The following is a 23,260-nucleotide window of genomic DNA, read 5'->3' on the forward strand; positions in this document are numbered from 1 at the left end:
TTTAATTTTCTTCTCCGTTCATATAGAATACCCAGCGTCTGCTTGTTACAAATACAATCATAGTAACGATCAGTGTTGCCACCAGTAAGAACCATGCCATGGCACTCGCCATACCCATCTGCCCATCTTTAAATGCTTTATCATATAAATAATATGCGAAATAATAGGTAGAGCGTGCAGGACCTCCGCTAGTCATAATAAAGGACTGCATAAATACCTGGAACCCGCTGATAAGCGTCATTATCAAATTGTAAAAAATAGCCGGAGTCATAAGTGGTATTGTAATCCGTTTCATTCTCTGCCATCCGTTTGCACCATCAATTTCAGCCGCTTCATATAAATCTCTGGGAATATCCTGAAGTTGTGCCAGGTATATAACCATCGATCCGCCGCAGGTCCATAATCCCATTAGAGCGATTGCCAGCTTGGAAGTAGACGCATCATTCAGCCATCCGATAGGCTGTGCACCCAATAACTTGTAGATGGGCCCCAGCAATTGATTGATCAAACCAAAGGAAGGCTGGAATAACCAGAGCCACAGAAGCGCCATTGCCACCATGGATACTACATTTGGAAGATAAAATATAGTGCGGTAAACGTTCATACCTTTTAATTTGTTGTTCAGTAATAATGCCAGCATGACACCAAAAATCAAATTTAATGGTGTAGAGATCAGTACATGCACAATCGTATTCCACAAAGACGGCCAGAACAAGGAATCATTTGCCAGCATTATTTTATAGTTAGCCAATCCCACAAAATCCGGACTGGTCTTCATATTGTAATTTGTAAAGCTGAAGATAAAAGAACTGACAAAGGGAATCACCGTAAATATAACTAATCCAATAATAAACGGCAATGCAAATAATAGTCCTGCCTTTGCTTCAGCATCTAATTTATTGTGTTTTTTTGAACCCCGCTTCATGTTATTCCTCCTTCTGCCGCTATGCTTTAAAGCTAATTCGTTGCTTTATAATTTTCCCGCTTTTCTTTATAAAACTGTTCAGCTTCCTTCATAACTTCATCCACAGGTGTACCGGCAACCGCTTTTTCCATAAACTGATTCCAGTCCTCATGCCATTTTGGCGCAAAATCAATGTATTTTTTCTCACTGGTATATGGAAGCTCCTCAATAATTTTACTCATAATTTCATCTGTTTTTAAAGTTTCATTTGCTTTTTTCGATGCGGTAAGAAGACCCTGGCTGTCATAAAATGCTCGCTGGTTTTCAGGAGTTAACATATATTTCATAAATTCCCACGCGCCATTAATTTTATCATCATTTTTACTGTTGAAGATTTCATAGGACCAGCAGGAACTCCAGTTTACGCGGGTGCCTCCTTCCGGAATTGGCTGCGTTGCAACCCCGTAACGGAAAGGAACCTGACTGTTCTGCAGCACTTTATATTCGTCATTTGTGCCAACCATCATTGCAAGACGTCCGCTGACAAAAGCATCCGCTCCCAGTGTTTTACTTGCATCTGTAAAAGCCTGACGTTGTGCATATGGATAATCCTTATTAAAATCTATCATCCACTGTAACACTTTTTTATGTGCGTCATCGTTAATTACAATGTTATTTTCTTCATCAAAAAAATCTAAATTAGTTTGCCACAGCATTTGGAAATAGTTTGATTGACCGGCAGTCGGGTCATATCCCAGCTGTTTAATGACACCATCCTCAACGATATCCATTTTGTGTGCTACCTCGTATAACTCATCCCAGGTCTTGGGGACATCCGCTTCTGTTAATCCGGCTGCTTCTAACATATCTAAATTGTAAAACAGCATACGGCTGGTGGAAGAAGCCGGAAGTGCATACTGCTGACCGTCATAAGAACCAAATCCCACTTCTGTTTCATAGAGATCACTCAGATCATATTTATCTCTTTCAATAAATGGCGTTAAATTTGCAATGGTATTATTTGCTGCTCTTACCGGAACATCATCCAACGTGTAAAAGAAGATATCCGGTGCCACATCTCCCGCAAAAGCAGTTGTCATCTTGCTGAAATAATCCAGGAATGGATAACCTACATGCTCCACCTCATATTTATCCTGTACGTTATTGAAATTCATGATCAGCTCATCCAGTTCATCATAACCATCGGATCCCACAGGAAAAATATGCCAGAAAGATATTTTTGTTTTCTCTCCGTCTGCTTTTGCAGCTGTTGTTTCCTTTACACTCTCCTGGGCTTTCGTTTCGCCGCCAGATGCCGGCTCCTCTTTTTTCTCCTGTCCACACCCTGCCATCGATATTACAAGTGTCAATGCTCCTGCAATTCCAATACCTCTTTTTAAAATTTCTTTCATTCTCTTCTTCATCATAATTCTCCTTTCAAAATGTGTTTTGACGTTCGTTTTTATTTGGTTATCCTTTAATACCGCTAAATGTAATACCTTCTACGAATTTTTTCTGAGCTAAAAAGAATATGAGCACGGTGGGAATCATTGCCACGAGTGCTGCTGCCATCATTAAATTATACCGTGATTCATATTGGGTCTGAAATGCACGCAATCCCACTGCCAGCGTTAATTTCGTATGATCCGTAACGTAAATCAAAGGACCAAAAAAATCATTCCAGGTAAACATAAAAGTAAAAAGAGAAACGGTAATCATACCGGGTTTGGCAAGTGGCAGAATCAGGCTCCAGAAGATTCGGAAGTGTCCGGCTCCGTCAATTAATCCGCTTTCACTCAGCTCTTTTGGAATACCGTTAAAAAACTGCCGCAGCAGGAATATATACATACTGCATCCCACTCCAAAAAAGCAAGGCACTGTAAGCGGTATGTAAGTATTTAACAATCCTATCTTTGCATACATAGTAAACATGGGAATTAGTATAATCTGAGAAGGTATCATCATTAAAGACAGCATTATAACAAACAGCACATCCTTCCCAGGCCATTTCAGTTTCGCAAAAGCATATGCTGTCAATGATGAAGAAAATACAGATCCAACTACACAAACTGCTGAAATAAACACACTGTTCTTAAAATATTGTAAAAACGGAATAGAAGTAAGTGCTGCTTTAAAATTCCCCCAAATTGGAGTGGTTGGAAAAAACTTATTGGGATCTATGAGATCTGCCGGTGATTTTAAGGCTGTTAAAATCATCCAAACCAGCGGAAATACAAAAAACAATCCCAGTAGAATTAAGATAATATGCAAAATAATTTTCTTTATTATTTCAGATTTTTTCATTGCCATCTTCCTTTCTTTATGGTTGTATCATGCAAAAGAATAAATCTCGGCCGGTAAATATCAGCTATTCTGCAATTATCTTTCATAGACGGCGTATTTACATTATATGATACCAGTATGGACTCCGGTTTTGATAAATGGGAATGGGCCTTCGCATTATAAGTATAGATAGAATTGCATAGATATATTTTTTCTTTACAGTAATATACTTTGCATTGTGTATCAAAAGGACCCCAGGGTGTTTCACCAACAGAATATGCTACATAGGAAGATTGAACATCGTACTGAAAGACTGCTAAAAATTTCCCCTTCATATCGCCTTCTGCTATAGGCATTACACTCATCTCACAGGAAGCATGTTCAAGAATAACAGCCGCATTTTCCATTCCCCGAACAAATTTTTTCCCGTCAAAATATTCCCAGCTTTCCGTATCCAGTATATTTTCCGGTCTTGTCCGTCCTACGAATACCCTGCAGTCCTGTATTTGATTCACATCATTTTGATAGCCGTAAACATACAGGAACCCATCCCCTTCTTCATATCCAAACTCAGGTGCATAGGGCAGGTAAGCAATTCCCCCAATATATTGTATGCCCCCGTTACACCTATACAGCGCGGTAGGGTAATATTCTGCGTCTTCAAAAACTGGAAACTTATCTCTGACCGGAACTTTTACCATTGTTACTCCGGCTACTTTAAACTGAAATCCTTCTGGCTTTGAAAGGTCTGATTTCATGTTTAACGGAGTCAGATAGAGATTTCCGTCTGCTATAACACCGTCCTGAAGCCAGAACCAACCCTCATCATCCTCCTGATTTTTCACCGGTGTCAGCACAGGCTGTGGAATTCCATCTTCATTTTTCTTTATTACAAAATGAATGTCATTTGGACGCTTATTCATAATCCCATATGTATTACTTGGCATATAAACCGGCGGTATCCTCTCATTCGTCTCTTTATCCACCCTGCTTACCAGTGTATCACCAAATACAAATAAGGTAGTATCACAATCCGCATTATACGAATCCCTGCCATTTTCCAGGTTAAAGGAATTGATCCCGTCACTCCCCGCCCATTCGTTTGTCTGTTTCATAGCATCCGTATAGAAATGTTCTTCCTGCGCCCAATATCCTTTTCCAACAAAAAACTTAACACGGCAGTTGCCTTTGCATTCAACCTTTAAATAACCGGCTGTTTTGTTCATTCCATGTCCTTCTATCTGCTCAAATAACTGTCCGTCCGCAGAAACAGAAATCTGGCAGCTGTCACCAGTTTTATGGATTCGTCCTATGGGTACCAGATGAGGCAAGGGTGTTACCACACTGCCTGTTCCTTCCGAAACACTTATTTCCGCAATTAATTCATCATAATAGTACATAAATACCTCCCTAATTATATTGTACCTTACATCTTACTGTATTTAGTTATCTTGCTTTGGCGCAGGAACCTGCTTTGGTGGACAGCTGGAATCCTTAACTTCCAGCTCTACCGCAAGATATGTCTGGCTATGAGATTTTTTCCCTCCCAGCAGACTGAGCAGCTTTGAAGCTGCAACACGGCCCATTTCTTCAAACGGGTGATTTATGGTAGTAATTCTTGGTGATGCATATTGCGATTCATCCGAACCGTCAAAACCGCAAACCGATATATCTTCAGGTACATGGTATCCTTCACTTTTTAATCTTCTCATCACCTCCACTGCCATTTTGTCATTTACGCATTGTACTGCCGTAATTTCATGCTTTCTGATAATTTCCATTAACTTATCCTGCTGGGATGATAAATGAATTTGTTCTAATACCAGTTTTTCATCATATGGGATTCCCGCCTCCTCTAATGCCATGCGGTATCCTTTTAAGCGATCCTTCTCAGCGACAAGCTGGGCAGTATCTGCCGCGAATACAATCTTTCGATGCCCTATTTCTAATAAATACTTTGCAATCTGATATCCTCCGTCTACGTTATACGCAGATACCAGAGTAAATGGTACATCACTTGGCCCCCTGTCCAGCATTACCACCGGAATATGGTGCTGCATTATCATGCGAAAACTTCCGGCATTCTCTTTTGGATCTTCTGCAAAGCAGATAATTCCATCTACATTACTTTCCAAACACCCCCTTATCAGTTCGCTTTCTGATCCTGACATTTGGCTTTTGCAGAGTATCGTCATAGAATAGCCTTTGTCAAATAAATACATCTGAGCACCGCGGATCATTTTCATAATAGAACTGTCTGTTATGTCTGTAAAAACCAAAAAACAGATATTCTGCATTGATTTTGTTCTGCTGGTTGTATTCGGTATCTCTTCCATTTCATCTGCACTTACAAAAGTACCACTTCCCTTAATTCGATAAATCGCTCTCTTATGTACTAATTCACTGAATGCTTTTCTTACCGTTGGTACGCTTGTCTTATATATTTCTGCCATCTGATTTTCACTTGGAAGTTTTGATGATTTTGCATAGACACCCTGATAAATTTTTTCTAATATATCTTTTTCTATCTGCTGGTACTTAGGAATACTGTTTTCTATCATAACTTTTTCTCCTTATTATGTGCATTATTACGATCTTATTTTGAGTATAGCATAATTTAATTCCATATTCTACCAGTACTTAGTAATATATCTCTGTTTTTCTATTTTATTTCTTTTCGGTCTTGTTATCTATTACGATACCAAATTTTGTTCTATTCGTCAATTACTTTTATATTTTTACCTATTTTTTCATCATTTTGCATATATTTGATTTTCATTTTTTGTTACTAAGCATTACTAACTTAGTAATCTAACTATCGTTTTCGTAAATTTCAAGATATTTCTTTTGTGTATTTCTCCTATTTTTCAGTTTTTAATTGACTTATTTTTCGTCATGTTATATGCTTTTTTTATCTACAATGCTGCTATTTCATTTTATTTTGTTTGAATTAAATTACTAACTTTTCTTATTTTACTACTTTTTCCAGTTAGTTAGTAATATAATTCCAAACACAGAGAGGAGAATATATGTATTCCAATCAACCAATTGACAAAATTTTATATTTTGCATCTACCCACTGGGATCGGGAATGGTATCTGCCTTTCCAATCTTTCCGTCAACGGCTGGTAGTTACTTTTCAGGAAATCTTATCTACACTGGAGGCAGATCCGGCTTTTACTTCCTTTATATGCGACGGACAGACAGTGCTCATAGAAGATTATCTGGAAATTATGCCGCAAGACCAAAACCGGATCCTGGCACTTATCAAATCCGGCCGCTTAATCATCGGCCCATGGTATACAATGCCTGATGAAAATCTCGTAAGTGGCGAGAGCCTTATCGCAAACCTGCAAATGGGTCATGCTCTCACAAATAAACTTTCACCGGGTACTCCTGTGCTCCCACTTGGATATCTATGTGATATCTTCGGGCATATTTCCCAGATGCCGCAAATTTTAAATGGCTTTCATATTTCAAATGCTATCCTGGGGCGTGGCACAAATGAGTGTGATCTGCCTGCTTATTTTGTATGGCAATCTCCAAATGGAAGTTTCTGTGTTACTTATAAAGTTCCGGAGAGCTGCGGTTATGGAAGCTTCTGGAATGAAGTATATTCTGATAACAGGGCAATCCAGAATGAAACCGAAGCGTCTGCCGCCTATGCAGCTGCTGAAAGGCTTCGTTCTCCCCTTCCATTTGTCATACTTATGGATGGTATGGACCATACACCAATTCATCCACAGGCAGTTAGATTATCAAAAGCATTAGAGAAAACCTACTCCAGTAAAGTTTCTATCGGCGGTGTATCCGAATTTTTTGCATGCCTTCATCAGCATTTGAATGATATGCCTTCCCGAACCGGGGAACTTCAGGCACCTGCCCATGCTATGGAGGAGCACAATAAGTTAATATCCGGTACCCTTTCCAGCCGTTATGATTTAAAAAAAGCAAATGACGACACCCAGACTCTTTTGGAGAAAAAAGCCCTGCCCCTGTCCGCACTAGCGTCTATGTATGGAAAAGCTCTGCCCTATGGCTTTGAAAAGCTGGCTTATCAATATCTGCTTAAGAATCATGCCCACGATTCAATTTGCGGCTGTTCTACTGACGAAGTCCATCAGGATATGCTTTACCGCTACCGTCAGTCCAGGCAAATCGGCCAGGAAATCTACGAAAATGCATTACATGTTTTTCTTCCATCTGAAAACATACTTTCCGAATCGGATAACAAGTTTGATTTACAGCTGACTTTATTCAACCCTCTTCCTTTCGAACTGAATAAAGTAATAACCGCAGATATTGCATTCCCAACGGATTATCCCAAACCCAGTTTTGAGCAGATCCCGTCTGAAATTGTGAATCGGTTCCTGCTATTCAATGCTGACGGCAAAGAAATCCCCTATCAGATTGAATCTATTGTAAACAATACTAATGTGAGAAAACCCACTGAATTTTACGGAACAGCCAGGGATATCTATACGATAAGCTTTTCTGCAGTTATACCGGCTATGGGTCAAACAAGCTGCTCCATTGTCCCCGTGACATCGCCTGTGCGCTATTATGACAGCTTAACCTCCCACAACTTAACTGCTGAGAACGAATTTCTTCAATTAGAAGTTTCACCCGCCGGGAATGTAACATTGACAGATCTCACCTGCAATCAGACCTACCCGAACCTGATCACCTACAAAGACTGCGGAGAAACAGGTGACGGCTGGAGTTCCAGACCGCCAGTCCCTGATCTTGTGACTTACTGCGGCACTGCCTCAAGCGTTGCCATTGTTTCTGACGGTCCCTCCAGGAGTACATTCTGTATTACACACCATTTAAATCTGCCTACCAGGATGGATTATCACAGACAGTTTACACGCAGAAGTGCCTTTACAAATATATTGGAAATCAAGACTTATCTCTCTTTGGAGCAACATTCAAAAGTTATCAATTGCCGCACTATTGTAAAAAACAGTATAAAGGATCACCGGTTTGTTTTATCCCTTCAGACTGGAATACCATCTAAGTGCTATTATGCAGAACAGGCTTTTACCTTTGTAGAACGTCCGGTTCAAAGAGATCATACCACGCAAAACTGGAAAGAAGCAGAACGCGAAGAAAAGGCTTTTGGCAATATTCTATATCGAAAAAGAACCGATGGCAGCGGATTTGCTTTCCTGTCAGGAGGAGGACTGCACGAAGCTGCTGCACACCCGGGAAAGGAAGGCCGTATTGATGTCACCTTGTTTAGAAGTTTTGAGAAAACCTTTTTAACTAACGGACAGCCAGACGGGCAGTTGGAAGGAGAACTGACTTTTGAATACGCACTGATGCCTTTTGCAGAAGGTACTTCAAACGTGGAACTGCTGAACACGGCAGATGCAATGAGAGTCCAGCCTTTCAGTTTTACTACCCTGAATTCAAATGGCACGACATCTGCCCCTCAATTTTCCGGCTTTCACCTGGCGGAAAATGCCTTATACATCTCAATGATAAAACCGGCAGGAGACAATAGGGATCACGTTCTTATACGTTTATCTAACTATAGCGATACCCCTAAAACCGACAGGCTTATCTGTGCGCTTACACTGCATCAGGCGTACGTTTGTGATTTGCTGGAAGCGCCTCAATCCACTGCCGATTTTAAAGAAAATATCATTACAATTGCCCTTAAACCACATGAAATAAAAACACTGCTTCTCTCATTTGAACCACTTCCTCATTAACCGAAAATATGATTAAAATCATTGCATTAAGATGCTATATACAAATACCCTCTGAATCGTGATAAAAAATAATTTATACATAGAATGGAGAAAATATGTCTCAAATAAAAGAAATACTCTGTATGCATCACAGTCACTTAGATATTGGCTACACGCATCCGCAAAACATGCTGCTGGAACTGCAATGTGATTACCTGGAACAGGCAATCGACCTATGCGAAATAACAAAAGACTATCCTGATTCTTCACGCTTTTGCTGGACATGCGAAGCTACATATCCACTTTTAAAATGGCTGGAAACTGCTTCCCCAAAACGTATTGCCCTTTTCCGTGAATTAGTCGCCAGAGGGCAGATGAGTATAACCGCACTTCCAATGCACACTACTCCTGGCTGTACCTCCTTCCAGCTGAGTCAGGCACTTTCAACCCTGAATACGATACGGACTTTAACGGGAAGCTCTGTCAGTACCGCAATCAATCACGATGTTAACGGACAGCCCTGGACACTTTCCTCCTTTATGTTAGACAGTCATATTGAATTTTACATGACTGGAATTAACATTCATATGGGCGGAATACCATTTCCACGCCCTTACCTGTTCGAATGGGAAACTCCGGACAAAAGGCGGCTGCCCACATTTTTAGGCGAACATTATTCTCTTTTCAGTCAGTTTCTCTTTACAGCAGAAAACGACACACAAAAGATGCATAAAGGCATCACAGATTACGTCTCACGTTTAGAATCAGGCAGCTGGAATTATGATTTCGCTGTATTAACAGCCACAAACCCTCCCTTATTTGACAACAACTGCCCCGATCATAACCTGGCGGACCTGATACGCCGATACAACGGAGAAGGTCATGAACAGACTATTCGTTTTATTACACCAGAAATGCTATATCAGCGTCTGTACGGCAGCCATATCCAAAATGTCCCCGTTCACCGTGGCGATTGGAATGACTACTGGAACTTTGGAAGCGGAAGCACCGCCCGTGAGACAAAGCTGAACCGGCGTGCCAAGCAGCTGCTGCGTAAAGCAGATTTCCTGGAATGCGTTTCCCCATCCTCCTCAGATGCTCATTACCAAAAGGTACATGCAGAATCTTATGAAAATGCTTTATTATACGACGAACATACATGGGGATCCTGTACATCGGTTACTGAATTTGATCAAGAGGAAACTTATGCCCAGGAGATTCATAAAAAAGATTTTGCCTATCGATGCGCAGATACTTCTGCTTACCTTTTGTCACAGCAAATGGAAGCTGCCGCCTGCAATCCGGCGCAATCCGATAGCCAGGACGGGATCTTCCTAGTAAACCCAACCGGATTCCCTGTAGACCAGGATCTCTATGTTCCCTCCTCTTATTTACAGCCGGGAAGGACCTTATCCGCAGTAAGGGCAAAGTCCTATCTGCCCTATGACACGAATCATCCTGACCAGACTTATCTTGGTAATGTAACTGTACCTCCCTTTTCTTCAATGAAAGTACCATTTAAATCCATACCAGCTCTTAGCAGAAAAGCAGATACAATTACAATAACAGATACAATCATTACAACGCCCTTCTATAAAATTACACTTGATCCTGAAGCAAAAAGGATTAAACAAATTGAAAACCGCAGTAATAAGCAGCAGCTGATTGACGAAACCAGCAGATGGGTCTTTTTTGATATTATAAAAGAACAAATCGATCCTGCTCAGGCTGATCCTGAACGCAGTACCATTTTCCCTCGGGATGTAGATCTGGGAAACCGGAATATCAGCCAGTGGGCAACCGGCTGGCCGGCATTGTACGAAAGCACTTCTTTTCTTTTTGACACCAAAATAACATGCGAAGATGACAAAGTTACGTTGGCATATGAACTTCAAGGCTGCGGATTAGATAATATCCATCAGACAATTTCCTTTTCCGCAAATCATCCACGTATTTTATTGGATGCTGTTTTTTCTAACAAGAATGGAAGGACACCTCATGGGATCTTTTTTGCATTTCCGTTGAACCTTTCAAAAGACTGGGACTGTGTTTATGATACAGCAGATACATTTGTACATTTCGATACCGATATTCTGGGCAGCGCCTGCAGAGACTGGATTACTGTAGATAAAACAGTATCTGTATTTGAAAAAGGCAGCGGTGTAACACTTGCATGTCCTGATGCACCTCTTATCCAGGTTGGAGGTTTCCATTTTGGCAGAGAAGAAAAAGAGATGAAACGCAGTAAAAATCCTCTTCTCCTTGCCTGGCCCATGAATAATTACTGGGATACAAACTTTGCGATTCAACAAACCGGAAAAATTCATTTTCATTACGAATTAACTGCATTAGAAACTTTTACATCAGAAAGAGCCTATGAACTTGGAATGCTTGCTAATTCACCATGTGTGACTGGTTCCGCCATCCATTGCCAAAATACCCAGATCACACAATATCTATCATGTGACAACCCTTGCGTTTATCCAATTTATCTGCAGCCGATACGCGGAACCACTGATATTCTGGCAGCCATAAAAAATTTTAACGACATGCCATGCGATTGTACAATTACACTCCCAGGGCTCTCCATTACAGCTGCTGCATGTTGTGATATCCAGGGGGAACCGACTAAATTTCTTGAGACAGCAAATAACAAATCTGTCAAAGTACCTGTTTTACCATCCGGAATTGCTTTTATTCGTTTTTACAAAGAAAGCTAAATATAAAATGGGTATTTCGTTCACATAAATATAACGAAATACCCATTTTTATCATCATACCACACCAGATTCCAAAATCAAAAATGTCCCATTCATAGTCTCTGTTTCCCTTATCATAACGCCAGCGCATCTCAAAATATAATTAAAAAAATTGTCTACTCCTCTGCATCCAGTTCTTTAAAGCATTCCCATCTCTAAATATTAATTACAAAAATTGTCCATAATATGTTAGAATAAGTATTATTATAATAAGTAATGTTGTAATTCTCAATACTCGAAAATAACACAGATGAACAAACAAGGAGGTTTTATTATGTTATCAGCAGGAACAAAAGCACCTGATTTTACTTTAAATGACAAAGACGGCAATGCCATCACCCTTTCCTCTTTCGCCGGAAAAAAAGTAGTCCTTTACTTTTATCCAAGGGATAATACACCTGGATGTACCAAGCAGGCATGTGCATTTGCCAGTGCATATCAAGGTTTCCAGGAAAAGGATGTTGTTGTAATCGGTGTAAGCAAGGACAGTGAAAAGTCCCATATCAAATTTGCCGAAAAATTTAATCTTCCTTTTATTTTATTATCCGACCCGGATCTCGTTGCCATACAGGCTTACGATGTCTGGAAAGAAAAGAAATTATATGGAAAATTGGGCATGGGTGTAGTACGCAGCACCTATATCATCGACGAAAGCGGAATTATTGAAAAGGTCTTTGAAAAGGCAAAACCGGACACAAATGCTGGTGAAATATTAGAATATCTGGAAGGAATGGCATAAATTTCCAATCTTTGTATCAACAAATGATATCCCGGATAGAGAATGAGGTGGCGGGAATGAATTTTCAAACACAAACACTCTGGCAAAATTCACATAAAACCTGCTATGATTTGAATGGTCTGCTATGATTTAAACCTAGCATTATCATAATTATAAGGAATACTTGTTCCCACTACTACATCCTCAATCTTCTGAATGATCAGCCAGTCATCCATATTTCCCTGCCTGTCAAAGTCCATAGGTTCGATTGCTTCAACGTTTTTAAATTCAACCAGGCAGAGACACTTTTTATGCCATCTTTCTTTTTGTTTCTCTGTAAGGTCTAACTTTTCCTGATTTTCCGCAAGCACTTTTATAATCTGCTCTTCCGAAAGCTTTAAATAATTATCCACATGTGCGACTTCTGCTTTTGCAGTTATCTTTCCTGTTCCCTTTTTCATAAAATACAGCGTTTCCCCTTCAAATACACGGCTGTGAGGAATCTTTCTTCCCGCTGCCCCCCGGACAATCATACGCTTAGTTCCTTCCATAATTTTCTCCAAAACCTTTGCTTTATCATCACAATAAACTAAATGTACCATTTTCTTCTATATCCTTTCTATTTTCATGTAACACTATTTTCTTTCACATAAAAAGAATAAACCCTACAGTAACTGTAGGGTCAAGCTTTTTTCTTAACGTTTTCTTACCGGAATTAATAATTCTGTTATAAACTCTTCTTCATGCTCTGTCAGAACCGGATCGATGAGATACTTTTCTATTGCATTTCCACACATTTCAAATCCTTCTTTTTCCATCCATTCCATCATAAGTCCATACGTCTGGTACTCATTGCGGTATGGTCCGTAATGTATGGCGGAAACAACTTCCACATTTCCAAAATCGCGAATATAATCAGATCCTTCCCCTGCCTCCTGTACCGAAACACAAACTTCAATATCCGCATTCATCGGATCATAAACATGGTAGTCATCATAATAGACAGCCATCACCGGCCCAACTGCATTACATTTTTCTTTCTTTATCAGCGCCTCCAGACCTGCAAAGCGCTTCATGAAACCAACCGGGTCAGCCGCCCCTTTATTTCTGATGAAAAGGACCTTCATGGGAGGTAACTTATCTGCATGAATATGCGGCTGATGATCCTGGTAATTTAATGCATTTAAGTAATATTCCAATCTCTTTTCAAGAAGAATCAGACCTTCAATGTCTTCTTTTATTTCAGACAGTTTTTGCTGCAGGGCTTCCCTGCTAACGCTGGCAGTATGATTTGCCAATCGCTCTTTGATTTCTTTAATATTGTATCCCTGTACCTTAAACTGCTTAATTATATTTACATGCAGCAACTGGGATTTAGCATAGTAGCGGTAGCCTGTATCCCCATCTTTTTTCGCCGGTATTAACAGGCCGATTTCATCGTAATAATGCAGTGTCCGAACAGGTATATCGCAGAGTTTAGATACTTCACCTACCGTATAATATTCTTTTTCCATATGTTGTTACCGATTACAGCATTTACAGCTGATTTCCTCCACTTCCAGTCTTATTACCTTTACCGCTTTTATCATATTTTCCGAAAAAGTCAGATCGCGATTCGTTGTATACTGTTTCATCAATATGGAAAGTGCCTCTTTTTTCTCTTCATAATCCTCTACAAATGAAAGGGTTCCCACTCCCAGAACGCACTTATAATTCATTCCATATCCACATGCAGTATCACTTTCTATCAGTTCATGCGCCGTATCCATTTCAAAACCGGCAGCACCATTTTGTTCCATCAGGCGAATCTTTTTTCCCTCCGGCGCGCTGTGAAAAAAGAGCGTAATTCTGCCGTTTTCCTCACGAACTCCAAAATTAAGAGGTACAATATACGGAACTTTTTCATCCTGTAATCCCAGTCTGCAGGTATCACATTTCTGTATTACATCCATTATTTCCTTTAAGTCTGTAATTTCTCTGTCACTTCTTCTCAATATTAATTATCCTCCCGGCCTATGCCTCATTTACTGCTTTTTTATTCACCCCTGATTCTCTTTTATTGTACTTGGAAATTCAATTTTAATCAATATCGAATAATATGATACGACGACAAAATTATAATCTTACTATAATGAAAAGTTGGGTTTTGTCAAAATATGACGCAATTATTCGCGTTCTGTTGATTGTTTTTATTTTAATACAATTTTATCTTTAAAAGTTTGTATTGTTTCCGTTCGTATCTTCATTTTGTAATTTTTCTACAAACTATTATTCCCCACTATAGTTATATAAAACACCACTCTATAAAAGCATCGATAAATATACCGTTCCTGTCAGTATGCATAATTCAGAAAAATGAATTGGTAATTTTCTGATAAATATACCTGTTTTGTAGTTTTTCTACAATAATTTTCAGTATTTATACTTGTATTTTTACAATTACTTTACAAAAACTTGAATTGGATTTTATTGTTATTCGAAAGCCCCATTGTTATAATGGGCACTGTCCAAATCAAACAATTTAAGTATGTAAAGGAGAAACATTATGAAAAGAAAAGCAGTTGCATTTTTGCTTGCAGTATCCTTAGCTGCCCCCAATACCGGTATGGCGGCATTTGCAGCAGAGACCGATACAACCGTACAGGCTGGTCAGAAAGATTACCAGTCACAACCTGCAATCACAGAAGCATCCATTGAAGAAAATACCGTATCACCGGAATCCGAATCTATTATTCCGGCAGATACACCAACCTCCCCCGAAGCACTCTTCCAGAGTGATGAAACTTCTTCTGCAAAAGGCATTGAATCATCTGCCGCTTCGTCCGATCAAACGGAGCTGCCGGCTGCCAATGTGATGAACGTAGATTTTTCGGATCAGATGGCAACTGACCATTCGGAAACAGCCAATTCCTATCGTACCATCGGCAATCCTGTTATTTCAGAAAGTCCGGAATTACATAAACCAATTGCTGACTTTGATGGCAGTTCCGCATATATATATCCTTTTGACTCAGCAAAATATGCAAAAATCACAAATGCAGTTTCAATAGAGTGCATGTTCAAATATAATAGTCTTCCATCCGGTGAACACGACATTTTCTCAAACCAGCAAAGCGGCGGAATCGGTCTTGGACTGGACGGTGGAAAGCTCACTTTCTTTGCTCATGTAGGTGGTTCATACAGACAGCCCACTGCTTCTATCCAGGCGGGTCAATGGGTTCATGCAATTGGTGTGGTTGACGGAGAATCTGTTAAATTATATGTAAATGGAGAACTGGAAGGCGAAATTGCTGCTGCAGGTCCCGTTAAATTTACAGCAAATACAACTGCCTTAAACTTTGTTATCGGGGGTGACAGCAGTCCTAACAACGGTGTCGAGTATTTGTCAAATGCCGCTGTAAGCTTTGCCAGACTGTATGATACCGCTTTGACCGGGGAACAGGTAAAAGCTCTAGATGAAAAAGCTTTTGAAAACGCTGATATCCAGGAGCCAACACCAAAGCAGGTAAACCTGGGAATCATTTCATCCGGCACTGCTGCTGAAGACTCTGAAATGAATGTAAATCTCCATGCAAACACAGATGAGTCCGGTTCCGTAAATAAAATAACCTATGACCTGGTCTACGACCCGGCAGTTTTAACATACGAAGATGTTCAGCATAAAATGAGCGGTGTTACCATAGACAGCAGTAATGCCGGCCGTTTGAAAATCACTTCAACTGCAGCGCTTTCTACAGATGATTTCCGGCAATACGGCACCACTCGTTTAGGAAAGCTGAATTTCAAAACAAATACCGTATCAGACACAACCGACACAACTGTTTCTGTAGAAAACTTCCATGCATATGTAAATGACAAAGATGTAACCGATGCCATGAATCCTCAGGAAGCAGTACAAACGATTACAGTTTACGCTAAAAATGCCCTTGATTTTAACGGTGATGGCGTTATCGGTGCAGGAGATGTTGCACTGGCGCCTTTGGCACAAAAGGAAGCTGTTGCCGATGCTGCTGCTATTTATCCATATAAACATGCAGTTGTTCTGACCACAGACGGAGGCGGACAGGTATGGAATCCCGATGCAATCTACTATACCACTTCCAATTCCATACTTCCCACAAAAACAAACGATCCTGCCATTATGGCAAAACGTACCAATGAATATGCAATGGATCTGTTTAATAAAGAATTTGCTACAAGCTACACTGCTCAGGCGGTCACACCTTCCATATCCGGGCAAAATTACAGCTCTATGATTCATGGCATTCCATGGGGTGATGTAATTCCAGAATACCAGCTTACCAACACAAGCGCAGGTCAGGAATACTATGCCGACTTCGGGAAAGAGACTCCGCTCTACCCCTCAATGTTTAAAGCCGTTACAGCCGCCGCACCGGAAAGGCCTATGGCAGCATTTTCCGAATGGAACCCTATTTTAAATGGTATTATTGAAGCAGATGCAGCAGTATTCGGTAAATCCTCCGCTTCTCAGGAAAGCTTCTATGATGTTGCCAGCTATATCAGAAGTGATGCTTATAACAATACTGCATTAGTTTATATGCAAAGCGATTATATGGATCACATCGGCCACAGTACCGGATATTATAACGACCGCTACTGGTCCGAATTAAAGCTCTATGATGATTATTTCAAGGCTGTGACAGATGCTTTAAAAGAAAAAGGCAGTTATGATGATACCTTAATCATTGCTAATTCAGACCACGGCGGAAACAGCACCAATCACGGTTCCTCCGATCCTTCCAACATGGATATTTTCATAGGCCTTGGAGGACAAACTATAGATTCCGGGAAAAAGCTGGATGGTGGAGACAATTCTGATATCGCAGCACTTGCCCTCTACGGACTTCGCATTGATAAGCCCGAAACCATGACCGGGGAAGTATTTGATACCAGTGCCTTCCTGACGCAGGAGGAAATGGCAAAGAAAAACCGCGATATCGAAAAAGTTATCTTTGAACGGGCTGGAAAGTCCGGAATATTAAAATTAGAGAATCAGAAGTCTCAGACCCGCGTGATTGACGCCGTGATAGATCTGGATGGTGCAATAGTTGCAAAAATTGATGCAAAAGGCGGTACCATTCTTCGCCAGGATACCGAAAACGGACAGTTGAAATTAACGATATCCTATAACAGCCAGCCCACTGCACTTGCAAAAATAACCTTTGACAGACCAACCACCGAAAATGTAAAAGTAGGTGAAATCATGCTTGGCACACAGGATGGCAGGGAAATCTATGCCGATCTTACGAATACACAGGGTGTTCCTGGTGCGGATATGACAAATCTGAATAATCGGATTACAGCCCTGTCGAAATTACAGTCTTCGGGTTACACAAAAGCCAGCTGGACGGTATTCGAAGCAGCACTAAAAGAAGCAAAATTAACTGCCGCCAATGAAGATGCCGCTCAAAATAGCGTTGACAGCGCCCTGGCAAAATTAAATGCAGCTTTCCAGGGGCTGGTTAGATTAGCTGACAAAACCGTACTGAATCAGAAAATAACATCTGCCGCAGGTATAAAGCAGGGCAATTATACCGATTCCTCCTGGAAATCACTGCAAAACGCCCTGGCAGCTGCCAGATCAGTCTCAACAAAAGAAAATGCTGCGCAGAGTGAAGTTGACAACGCAATGAAAGCTTTGACAAACGCAGTATCCTCTCTGGCCTTGAAAAAGCCGGCAGCGGGCAACACCTTTACCTACGGAAAGCTAAACTATAAAGTAACCTCTTCATCTAAAGTAAAATTAACTGGTGTGAAAAAGGGCGTTTGCCTGAAATCCATAACGATCCCATCCACCGTAAAGTTTCTGAATACTACGCTGAAAGTGACTGCCATTGACAATGCTGCATTTAAGGGAAATAAAAAACTGCAAAAAGTTACCATTGGCAAAAACATAACAGCAATTGGTAATCATGCATTTTACAACTGTACGGCTCTCAAAAAAGTAACTATGGGCACCTCCCGAGTTTCTTCCATAGGTGACAAAGCATTTATGAAGTGTAAATCACTGACATCTATTACACTGCCGTCTTCCACAAAATCAATTGGCAGATATGCCTTCTATGGAGATAAAAAATTAAAGACAATTACAATAAAATCCAAGAACCTGAGGAAAGCAGGCCTTAAAGTAATATCCGGAATTCCTGCAAATGCCGTAATTAAAGTTCCAAAGTCAAAGACTGCATACTATAAAAAACTTTTTAGCAAAAAGGGCTTGAAAAGCACCATGACCGTAAAATCCTATTAAATCAGATAACAGAAGGAGCATTTCCCCTGCGGATAAAATGCTCCTTCTTCTTTTCTTATTCATCTGAAACAAACGTTAATTCTCTCCCTCAGCATCTTCTTTTATAAACATGACCAGAAAACCGAATGCTAAAAAGACACAGCAGAACCATACAGCTCTGTCTTTAAATATCCGCGTCATTACAACTCCCATAATAGCTCCCATAATAAAAACCAGGATAATCCCATAGTATTGCAGACTGCGCTTTCTGAGTTCCGGATTCTTAGTCTGCCTATATGCACAAAACAATTCTGTAGCACTTCGCAGATTGCCGGTACACATTGTTGTAGCATAAGAATTTCCCTTCACCTTTCGAAAGCTTTCTACCTGCATAGCACACACAAAGGAGACGCAGACATTTGCCAGCAGGTTCAGTGACTGAGGCAGAAATCCCACTGCCAGAAGCAATATTATTTCCAATAGTACAATAATTTGCCGCCAGTGGATTTGCGTATTCCGCTGAAACCTCTCTTTAATTTTTTCCACAATATAAATCCCAACTGCAAATGCCAGTATGGGTATGATGTATTGAATTCCTTCCGTCCACTGACCCTGAGACAAATTCTGTCCGAGAAGAACCATGTTTCCGGTCTGTGCATTTGCAAATACATGTCCTCTTGCATTATAAGTATAGGCATCCAGGTAACCTCCCACAACCGCCAGTATAATTCCCACTGGTATGGACTCTGACATTTGTCCATGCCTTTTTTTCTTCATAATTATATGCACTCCTCTGCCTTGCATTACTTTTCAATTTACTATTATATTCTTGTCATTCCATCATATCCAATATATAATAATTATATTTACATAATATAAATATTATATGTTGAAATTTTCCCAACATATAAAGATGAAAATATAAGAGGATAAAATACCATGGAACTTCTACAACTAAAATATTTTTTGGCTGCTGCTAAATACGAACACATTACCCAGGCTGCAAAAGTCCTGCACATTGCACAGCCTGCTCTCTCCCAGTCCATCCACCGGCTGGAATCAGAACTTGGCGTTTTACTGTTTGACCGCAAGAACAGAGGCATCGCCTTAAATGACATGGGTAAGCGGCTGGAAGAGCGCCTCCTTCCCATTATGTCCGCTCTGGATCATCTCCCGGCAGAATTACAGGCAGTGAACGAGAATGCCAGCCGGACAATCCGCTTAAACCTCCTTACTGCTACCGCACTGGTTACCAGCTGTATCATTTCTTATAAATCTCTGCATCCGGATATCATATTCCAGCTGTCCCAGGATCAAAATGATACGGTCTATGATCTGAGTATTTCTTCTGCTATTCCCGGAAATGTACTGGACAGCAAAAGCCTGCTCTTGCTCCAGGAAGACTTTTTTCTGGCTGTTCCCGCAAATTCGCCCTACTCCTTACGCCAGTCCATTTCTCTGGAAGAAACCCGGAACGAAGGCTATATTAGCTTCTCCGGTTCCAAACCCATCCGTACAATCTGCGACCAGTTCTGTCTGGCGGCAGGTTTTACCCCGCGCATTGCATTCGAAAGCGACAGTCCCGAGGCTGTCCGTAACCTGATTGCTGCCGGTCTTGGAATTGGCTTCTGGCCTAAATATTCCTGGGGTCCTCTGCCTGATCTCCCCCAGGTAGTCCTCCTTCCCATTGACAGTCCGGTATGCCGCCGGGACATAATCATCACATACGAACAGCTTGTAATGAATAAAAAGCCAATTTCTGATTTTTATCAATATCTGATTCAATATATCAGGGATTTAAATTAGTACTGCATTGCACATATGCCGCGAACAACTCAAGATTTTAGTTAGCATAAACAGAATAGATATATAAGTTGCAAAACATTATATTTGGGTTTAGCTGAGTAAGGGGACGCTTTGTAGATGGAGATGGAGCAACGGAAAGATGGGAGTGGGCAGTGAGCTGTGAAATGCATCAGGATTTCGCAGCGAATGCCCGCGTATCGCCAAACTCTCTAACTCAATCACAAAAAACGCGCCAGGACCACAGCGCGTTTTTTCTCTTATTTTAATTTTCACCAACTGATTGTTTTCTCCCGGAAATAGAACCTGCTGAATTTTTCCCCTGGCTTATGTGAATAATCATAGACACGATTCGTTCCAGCAACAGAGCCCCTACAGAAGCAAATCCCAGTACCAGTACCGCTTCAAAGCTAAGTCCTTCGATTTTGAGCAATGAATGAAACAATGTAATCGCTGCAATGAATCCAAACGTCATCGTACTGCATACAAAAACTCTCAGTTTTGTAAATGGAGCACTGGATCTGATCACTGCGGCAATACTCACAATACCTACCAGAAGATACGCTGCCGTATTCATTTGCCCTGCACCGATTCCAAGCAGCGGGGCTGCCAGATAGACAGACATGATACCAAATATAATGGCGACGGCATTCGGCACAGCTCTTCGAAACGCTGCCGGAAGAAATTTTTCTCCCACTTTATTTCCATTGGGTTCAAACGCAGTTAAGAATGCCGGATAAGCTTCAATCGCAGCATCTATCAGTGTAATTTGTATCGGAATAAATGGAAACGGCATATTTAACAAGATACAGATCACCGTTAATAACACAGAGTATATGGTTTTTACAAAAAATACCCCTGCTACTCTGGTTACATTATTTACTACTCTCCGGCCTTCCAAAAGCACATCCGGCAGGGAAGAAAAGTCAGAATCCAGCAATACTACCTGAGCAACCTGCTTAGCCGCATCACTTCCTTCGGCAACGGCAATACTGCAGTCCGCTTCTTTCAGTGCCAGCAGATCGTTCACCCCATCCCCTGTCATTGCTACCGAATGCCCCTGTTCTTTCATTGCCTGCAGAAGCTGTTTTTTCTGTAATGGAGTAGTTCGTCCGAATACGGTGTATTTTGAAGTAATCCGGGTGAGATCTGCATCTTCCGCTATGGTGCTCATATCAATATACGCCCGGTAATTAGCCAGCCCTGCCTCTTTACCAATTGAAGATACTGCTGCCGGATTATCACCGGAAATGATCTTAATCTCCACGCCTTCCTTCCTGAAATACCGCAGTGTTTCCGAAGCATTTTCCCGCACCTTATCATTGATAACGACAGCCATTAACGGGCAGACTCTTGTAAGGGTTTCGTCCGGCTGTACCTGGTCCCAGGTGATGCCTGCAATAATAACCCGCTTTCCATTTTCAATCTCTTTTTGAAGAAATCCCGGTATCCTGCCATCTAACAGACGTTCCGGCGCTCCGACAACAAATGTTCCGCCCCCCTCAAAAGAAACTGCACTCCACTTTCTCTGGGAGGAAAATGGTATTTTACCGATAACTGTATAAGAATCTTCCTCCTCGTAGTATTCCTTCAAAGCCTGGAAAGTAGCATTATTGTCATCACTGTAATGTAAAAAACTGCCCATCATTTTATGGAAATCCACTTCGATGCCGCTTTCCTTCGCCAGATCATAAGTCCTGCTCACCTGCATTTTCCCCTCGGTAAGCGTCCCTGTTTTATCCAGGCAAAGGATATCCACATGGGCAAGGGATTCCAGTGAATACAGATCCTGTATCAGAACCTTTTGTTTCGCCAGCTTTATCACACCGCCAGCCAGTGAAATGCTGATCAGAAGAACCAATCCTTTGGGCAGCATTCCAAGTAATCCGGCCGCACTGGATACTACCGCACTGAAAGTGGAATCCCCTCTTAAGAAAAATGCTTCCGCAAAAAGGATCACGCCCAGCGGAATAATCAGGAAACTTGTAACCTTCGTAACTTTTTTCATAGAATTCATTAACTCTGAGTTAACGCTTCTCATTTTCTTTGCTTCTTCTGAAATCCTTGCCGCGTAATTTTCGTTCCCTACATGTTCTACCTGCGCGTAACATTTCCCGCAGATTACACTGCTTCCGGAAAGCAGCATGTCTCCGGCTCTTTTTATAACAGAATCCGATTCTCCTGTCAGAAGTGACTCATTTACTTCCAGCTCTCCTTCCATCACAATAGAATCGCAGCTGATCTGCCTTCCGCTTTCCAGAAGCATTATATCATCCAATACAATCTCTTCCACTGATATAGTCTGCTCTTCACTATCCCGGATTACTGTTACTGTGGGCATGGATAATAATGATAATTCTTCCACCAGTTTTTTCGCCTTTAATTCCTGTGCAATCCCAATGATAATATTTAAAAGAATAATACCGGTAAACACCATATTGGACCAGGCCCCCACTACTGCCAGGGCAACTGCGATCAGCGCATTCAGCAGATTAAACAGAGTAAAGACATTAGACTTAATAATTTGTCCTTTTGTCTTTGTAATATTGCTCTGTACAATATTCTGCTTCCCCTCTTTTATCCTGTCTGCTATTTCATTTTTATTTAATCCCGACTTACAATCAACCTCTGCTTTCATTTTACCATCCTCTCATCAGCCGTTGAATATCTGTCCGGCCATTTCTGTAAAAGGTCATATTAAGATTTTAGTCTAACCTTTTTATGTAAAGTCTGTGTAAAGTCAGGCTAAACAATTTCTTAATAATTCATGGATAAATTATAATTTTGTTCTTATGTATAAAATCTTAATAAATTTATAAAATTTTCCTAAAAGCGAAAAATCGTCTG

At 40.8% G+C, this 23,260-nt stretch carries 15 protein-coding genes; 5 read left to right on the forward strand and 10 right to left on the reverse strand.

Annotated features, from left to right (window positions below):
* Position 1: 1 nt before the first annotated feature.
* From RHS_RS07485 to RHS_RS07505, 5 genes are read right to left on the reverse strand one after another with little or no spacing between them, the layout of a single operon-like run.
* Positions 2-925 (reverse strand): carbohydrate ABC transporter permease, encoded by a 924-nt coding sequence (locus tag RHS_RS07485; RefSeq protein ID WP_044294666.1) that lies wholly within the window; start codon positions 923-925, stop codon positions 2-4.
* 32 nt (positions 926-957) lie between these two features.
* Complete coding sequence (locus RHS_RS07490) at positions 958-2,331, reverse strand: ABC transporter substrate-binding protein (RefSeq protein ID WP_395021706.1); 1,374 nt, start codon at positions 2,329-2,331, stop codon at positions 958-960.
* 43 nt (positions 2,332-2,374) lie between these two features.
* The gene (locus RHS_RS07495; RefSeq protein ID WP_052430780.1) at positions 2,375-3,208 is read right to left on the reverse strand and encodes a carbohydrate ABC transporter permease; all 834 of its coding nucleotides are present in this window, start codon (positions 3,206-3,208) and stop codon (positions 2,375-2,377) included.
* On the reverse strand, positions 3,205-4,587 hold the full coding sequence (locus RHS_RS07500) for a DUF4185 domain-containing protein (protein ID WP_047832803.1): 1,383 nt from the start codon (positions 4,585-4,587) through the stop codon (positions 3,205-3,207). Before RHS_RS07500 ends, RHS_RS07495 begins: the two co-directional genes overlap by 4 nt.
* 42 nt (positions 4,588-4,629) lie before the next feature.
* Positions 4,630-5,748: a substrate-binding domain-containing protein gene (locus tag RHS_RS07505; RefSeq protein ID WP_044294675.1), complete on the reverse strand. Its 1,119-nt coding sequence runs from the start codon at positions 5,746-5,748 to the stop codon at positions 4,630-4,632.
* 468 nt (positions 5,749-6,216) lie between these two features.
* Here RHS_RS07505 and RHS_RS07510 point away from each other — a divergent pair, with 468 nt between their 5' ends.
* From RHS_RS07510 to bcp, 3 genes are all read left to right on the forward strand, one after another.
* Positions 6,217-8,907 (forward strand): glycosyl hydrolase-related protein, encoded by a 2,691-nt coding sequence (locus RHS_RS07510; protein WP_047832804.1) that lies wholly within the window; start codon positions 6,217-6,219, stop codon positions 8,905-8,907.
* A 95-nt stretch (positions 8,908-9,002) separates the two neighbouring features.
* Positions 9,003-11,606, forward strand: coding sequence for a hypothetical protein (locus tag RHS_RS07515; protein WP_047832805.1), 2,604 nt, complete (start codon positions 9,003-9,005; stop codon positions 11,604-11,606).
* A 313-nt stretch (positions 11,607-11,919) separates the two neighbouring features.
* Positions 11,920-12,384: a thioredoxin-dependent thiol peroxidase gene (gene bcp, locus RHS_RS07520; protein WP_047832806.1), complete on the forward strand. Its 465-nt coding sequence runs from the start codon at positions 11,920-11,922 to the stop codon at positions 12,382-12,384.
* Positions 12,385-12,506: 122 nt separating this feature from the next.
* On the opposite strand, the gene RHS_RS07525 is transcribed toward bcp, so the two are convergent.
* From RHS_RS07525 to RHS_RS07535, 3 genes are all read right to left on the reverse strand, one after another.
* The gene (locus tag RHS_RS07525) at positions 12,507-12,965 is read right to left on the reverse strand and encodes a hypothetical protein (protein ID WP_027296352.1); all 459 of its coding nucleotides are present in this window, start codon (positions 12,963-12,965) and stop codon (positions 12,507-12,509) included.
* A gap of 93 nt (positions 12,966-13,058) precedes the next feature.
* A complete protein-coding gene (locus tag RHS_RS07530; protein WP_047832807.1) occupies positions 13,059-13,877 on the reverse strand; it encodes a MerR family transcriptional regulator in 819 nt (272 codons plus the stop codon).
* A gap of 6 nt (positions 13,878-13,883) precedes the next feature.
* Entirely contained in the window at positions 13,884-14,357 is a 474-nt protein-coding gene (locus RHS_RS07535; protein WP_047832808.1) for a pyridoxamine 5'-phosphate oxidase family protein, read from the reverse strand.
* 551 nt (positions 14,358-14,908) lie between these two features.
* Between RHS_RS07535 and RHS_RS07540 the strand changes: the two genes are divergently transcribed.
* Positions 14,909-18,631 (forward strand): leucine-rich repeat protein, encoded by a 3,723-nt coding sequence (locus RHS_RS07540; protein ID WP_395021710.1) that lies wholly within the window; start codon positions 14,909-14,911, stop codon positions 18,629-18,631.
* 75 nt (positions 18,632-18,706) lie between these two features.
* Here the strand turns inward: RHS_RS07540 and RHS_RS07545 are convergent, their stop codons facing one another.
* Positions 18,707-19,387, reverse strand: coding sequence for a DUF1275 family protein (locus RHS_RS07545; RefSeq protein WP_047832809.1), 681 nt, complete (start codon positions 19,385-19,387; stop codon positions 18,707-18,709).
* A gap of 162 nt (positions 19,388-19,549) precedes the next feature.
* Between RHS_RS07545 and RHS_RS07550 the strand changes: the two genes are divergently transcribed.
* Entirely contained in the window at positions 19,550-20,416 is an 867-nt protein-coding gene (locus RHS_RS07550) for a LysR family transcriptional regulator (protein WP_047832810.1), read from the forward strand.
* 262 nt (positions 20,417-20,678) lie between these two features.
* Here the strand turns inward: RHS_RS07550 and RHS_RS07555 are convergent, their stop codons facing one another.
* Positions 20,679-23,051, reverse strand: coding sequence for a cation-translocating P-type ATPase (locus RHS_RS07555; RefSeq protein WP_047832811.1), 2,373 nt, complete (start codon positions 23,049-23,051; stop codon positions 20,679-20,681).
* Positions 23,052-23,260 lie beyond the last annotated feature (209 nt).

This window comes from Robinsoniella sp. RHS, assembly GCF_001029355.1.
Taxonomy (GTDB): Bacteria; Bacillota; Clostridia; order Lachnospirales; family Lachnospiraceae; genus Robinsoniella; species Robinsoniella peoriensis.

Bases quoted from the DNA above. Each gene is read 5' to 3' on its own strand.
- RHS_RS07550 (WP_047832810.1), top strand. From the start codon at position 19,550: ATGGAACTTCTACAACTAAAATATTTTTTGGCTGCTGCTAAATACGAA.
- RHS_RS07545 (WP_047832809.1), bottom strand. From the start codon at position 19,387: ATGAAGAAAAAAAGGCATGGACAAATGTCAGAGTCCATACCAGTGGGA.
- RHS_RS07505 (WP_044294675.1), bottom strand. From the start codon at position 5,748: ATGATAGAAAACAGTATTCCTAAGTACCAGCAGATAGAAAAAGATATA.
- RHS_RS07500 (WP_047832803.1), bottom strand. From the start codon at position 4,587: ATGTACTATTATGATGAATTAATTGCGGAAATAAGTGTTTCGGAAGGA.
- RHS_RS07530 (WP_047832807.1), bottom strand. From the start codon at position 13,877: ATGGAAAAAGAATATTATACGGTAGGTGAAGTATCTAAACTCTGCGAT.
- bcp (WP_047832806.1), top strand. From the start codon at position 11,920: ATGTTATCAGCAGGAACAAAAGCACCTGATTTTACTTTAAATGACAAA.
- RHS_RS07485 (WP_044294666.1), bottom strand. From the start codon at position 925: ATGAAGCGGGGTTCAAAAAAACACAATAAATTAGATGCTGAAGCAAAG.
- RHS_RS07510 (WP_047832804.1), top strand. From the start codon at position 6,217: ATGTATTCCAATCAACCAATTGACAAAATTTTATATTTTGCATCTACC.
- RHS_RS07515 (WP_047832805.1), top strand. From the start codon at position 9,003: ATGTCTCAAATAAAAGAAATACTCTGTATGCATCACAGTCACTTAGAT.
- RHS_RS07490 (WP_395021706.1), bottom strand. From the start codon at position 2,331: ATGATGAAGAAGAGAATGAAAGAAATTTTAAAAAGAGGTATTGGAATT.
- RHS_RS07495 (WP_052430780.1), bottom strand. From the start codon at position 3,208: ATGAAAAAATCTGAAATAATAAAGAAAATTATTTTGCATATTATCTTA.
- RHS_RS07555 (WP_047832811.1), bottom strand. From the start codon at position 23,051: ATGAAAGCAGAGGTTGATTGTAAGTCGGGATTAAATAAAAATGAAATA.
- RHS_RS07525 (WP_027296352.1), bottom strand. From the start codon at position 12,965: ATGGTACATTTAGTTTATTGTGATGATAAAGCAAAGGTTTTGGAGAAA.
- RHS_RS07540 (WP_395021710.1), top strand. From the start codon at position 14,909: ATGAAAAGAAAAGCAGTTGCATTTTTGCTTGCAGTATCCTTAGCTGCC.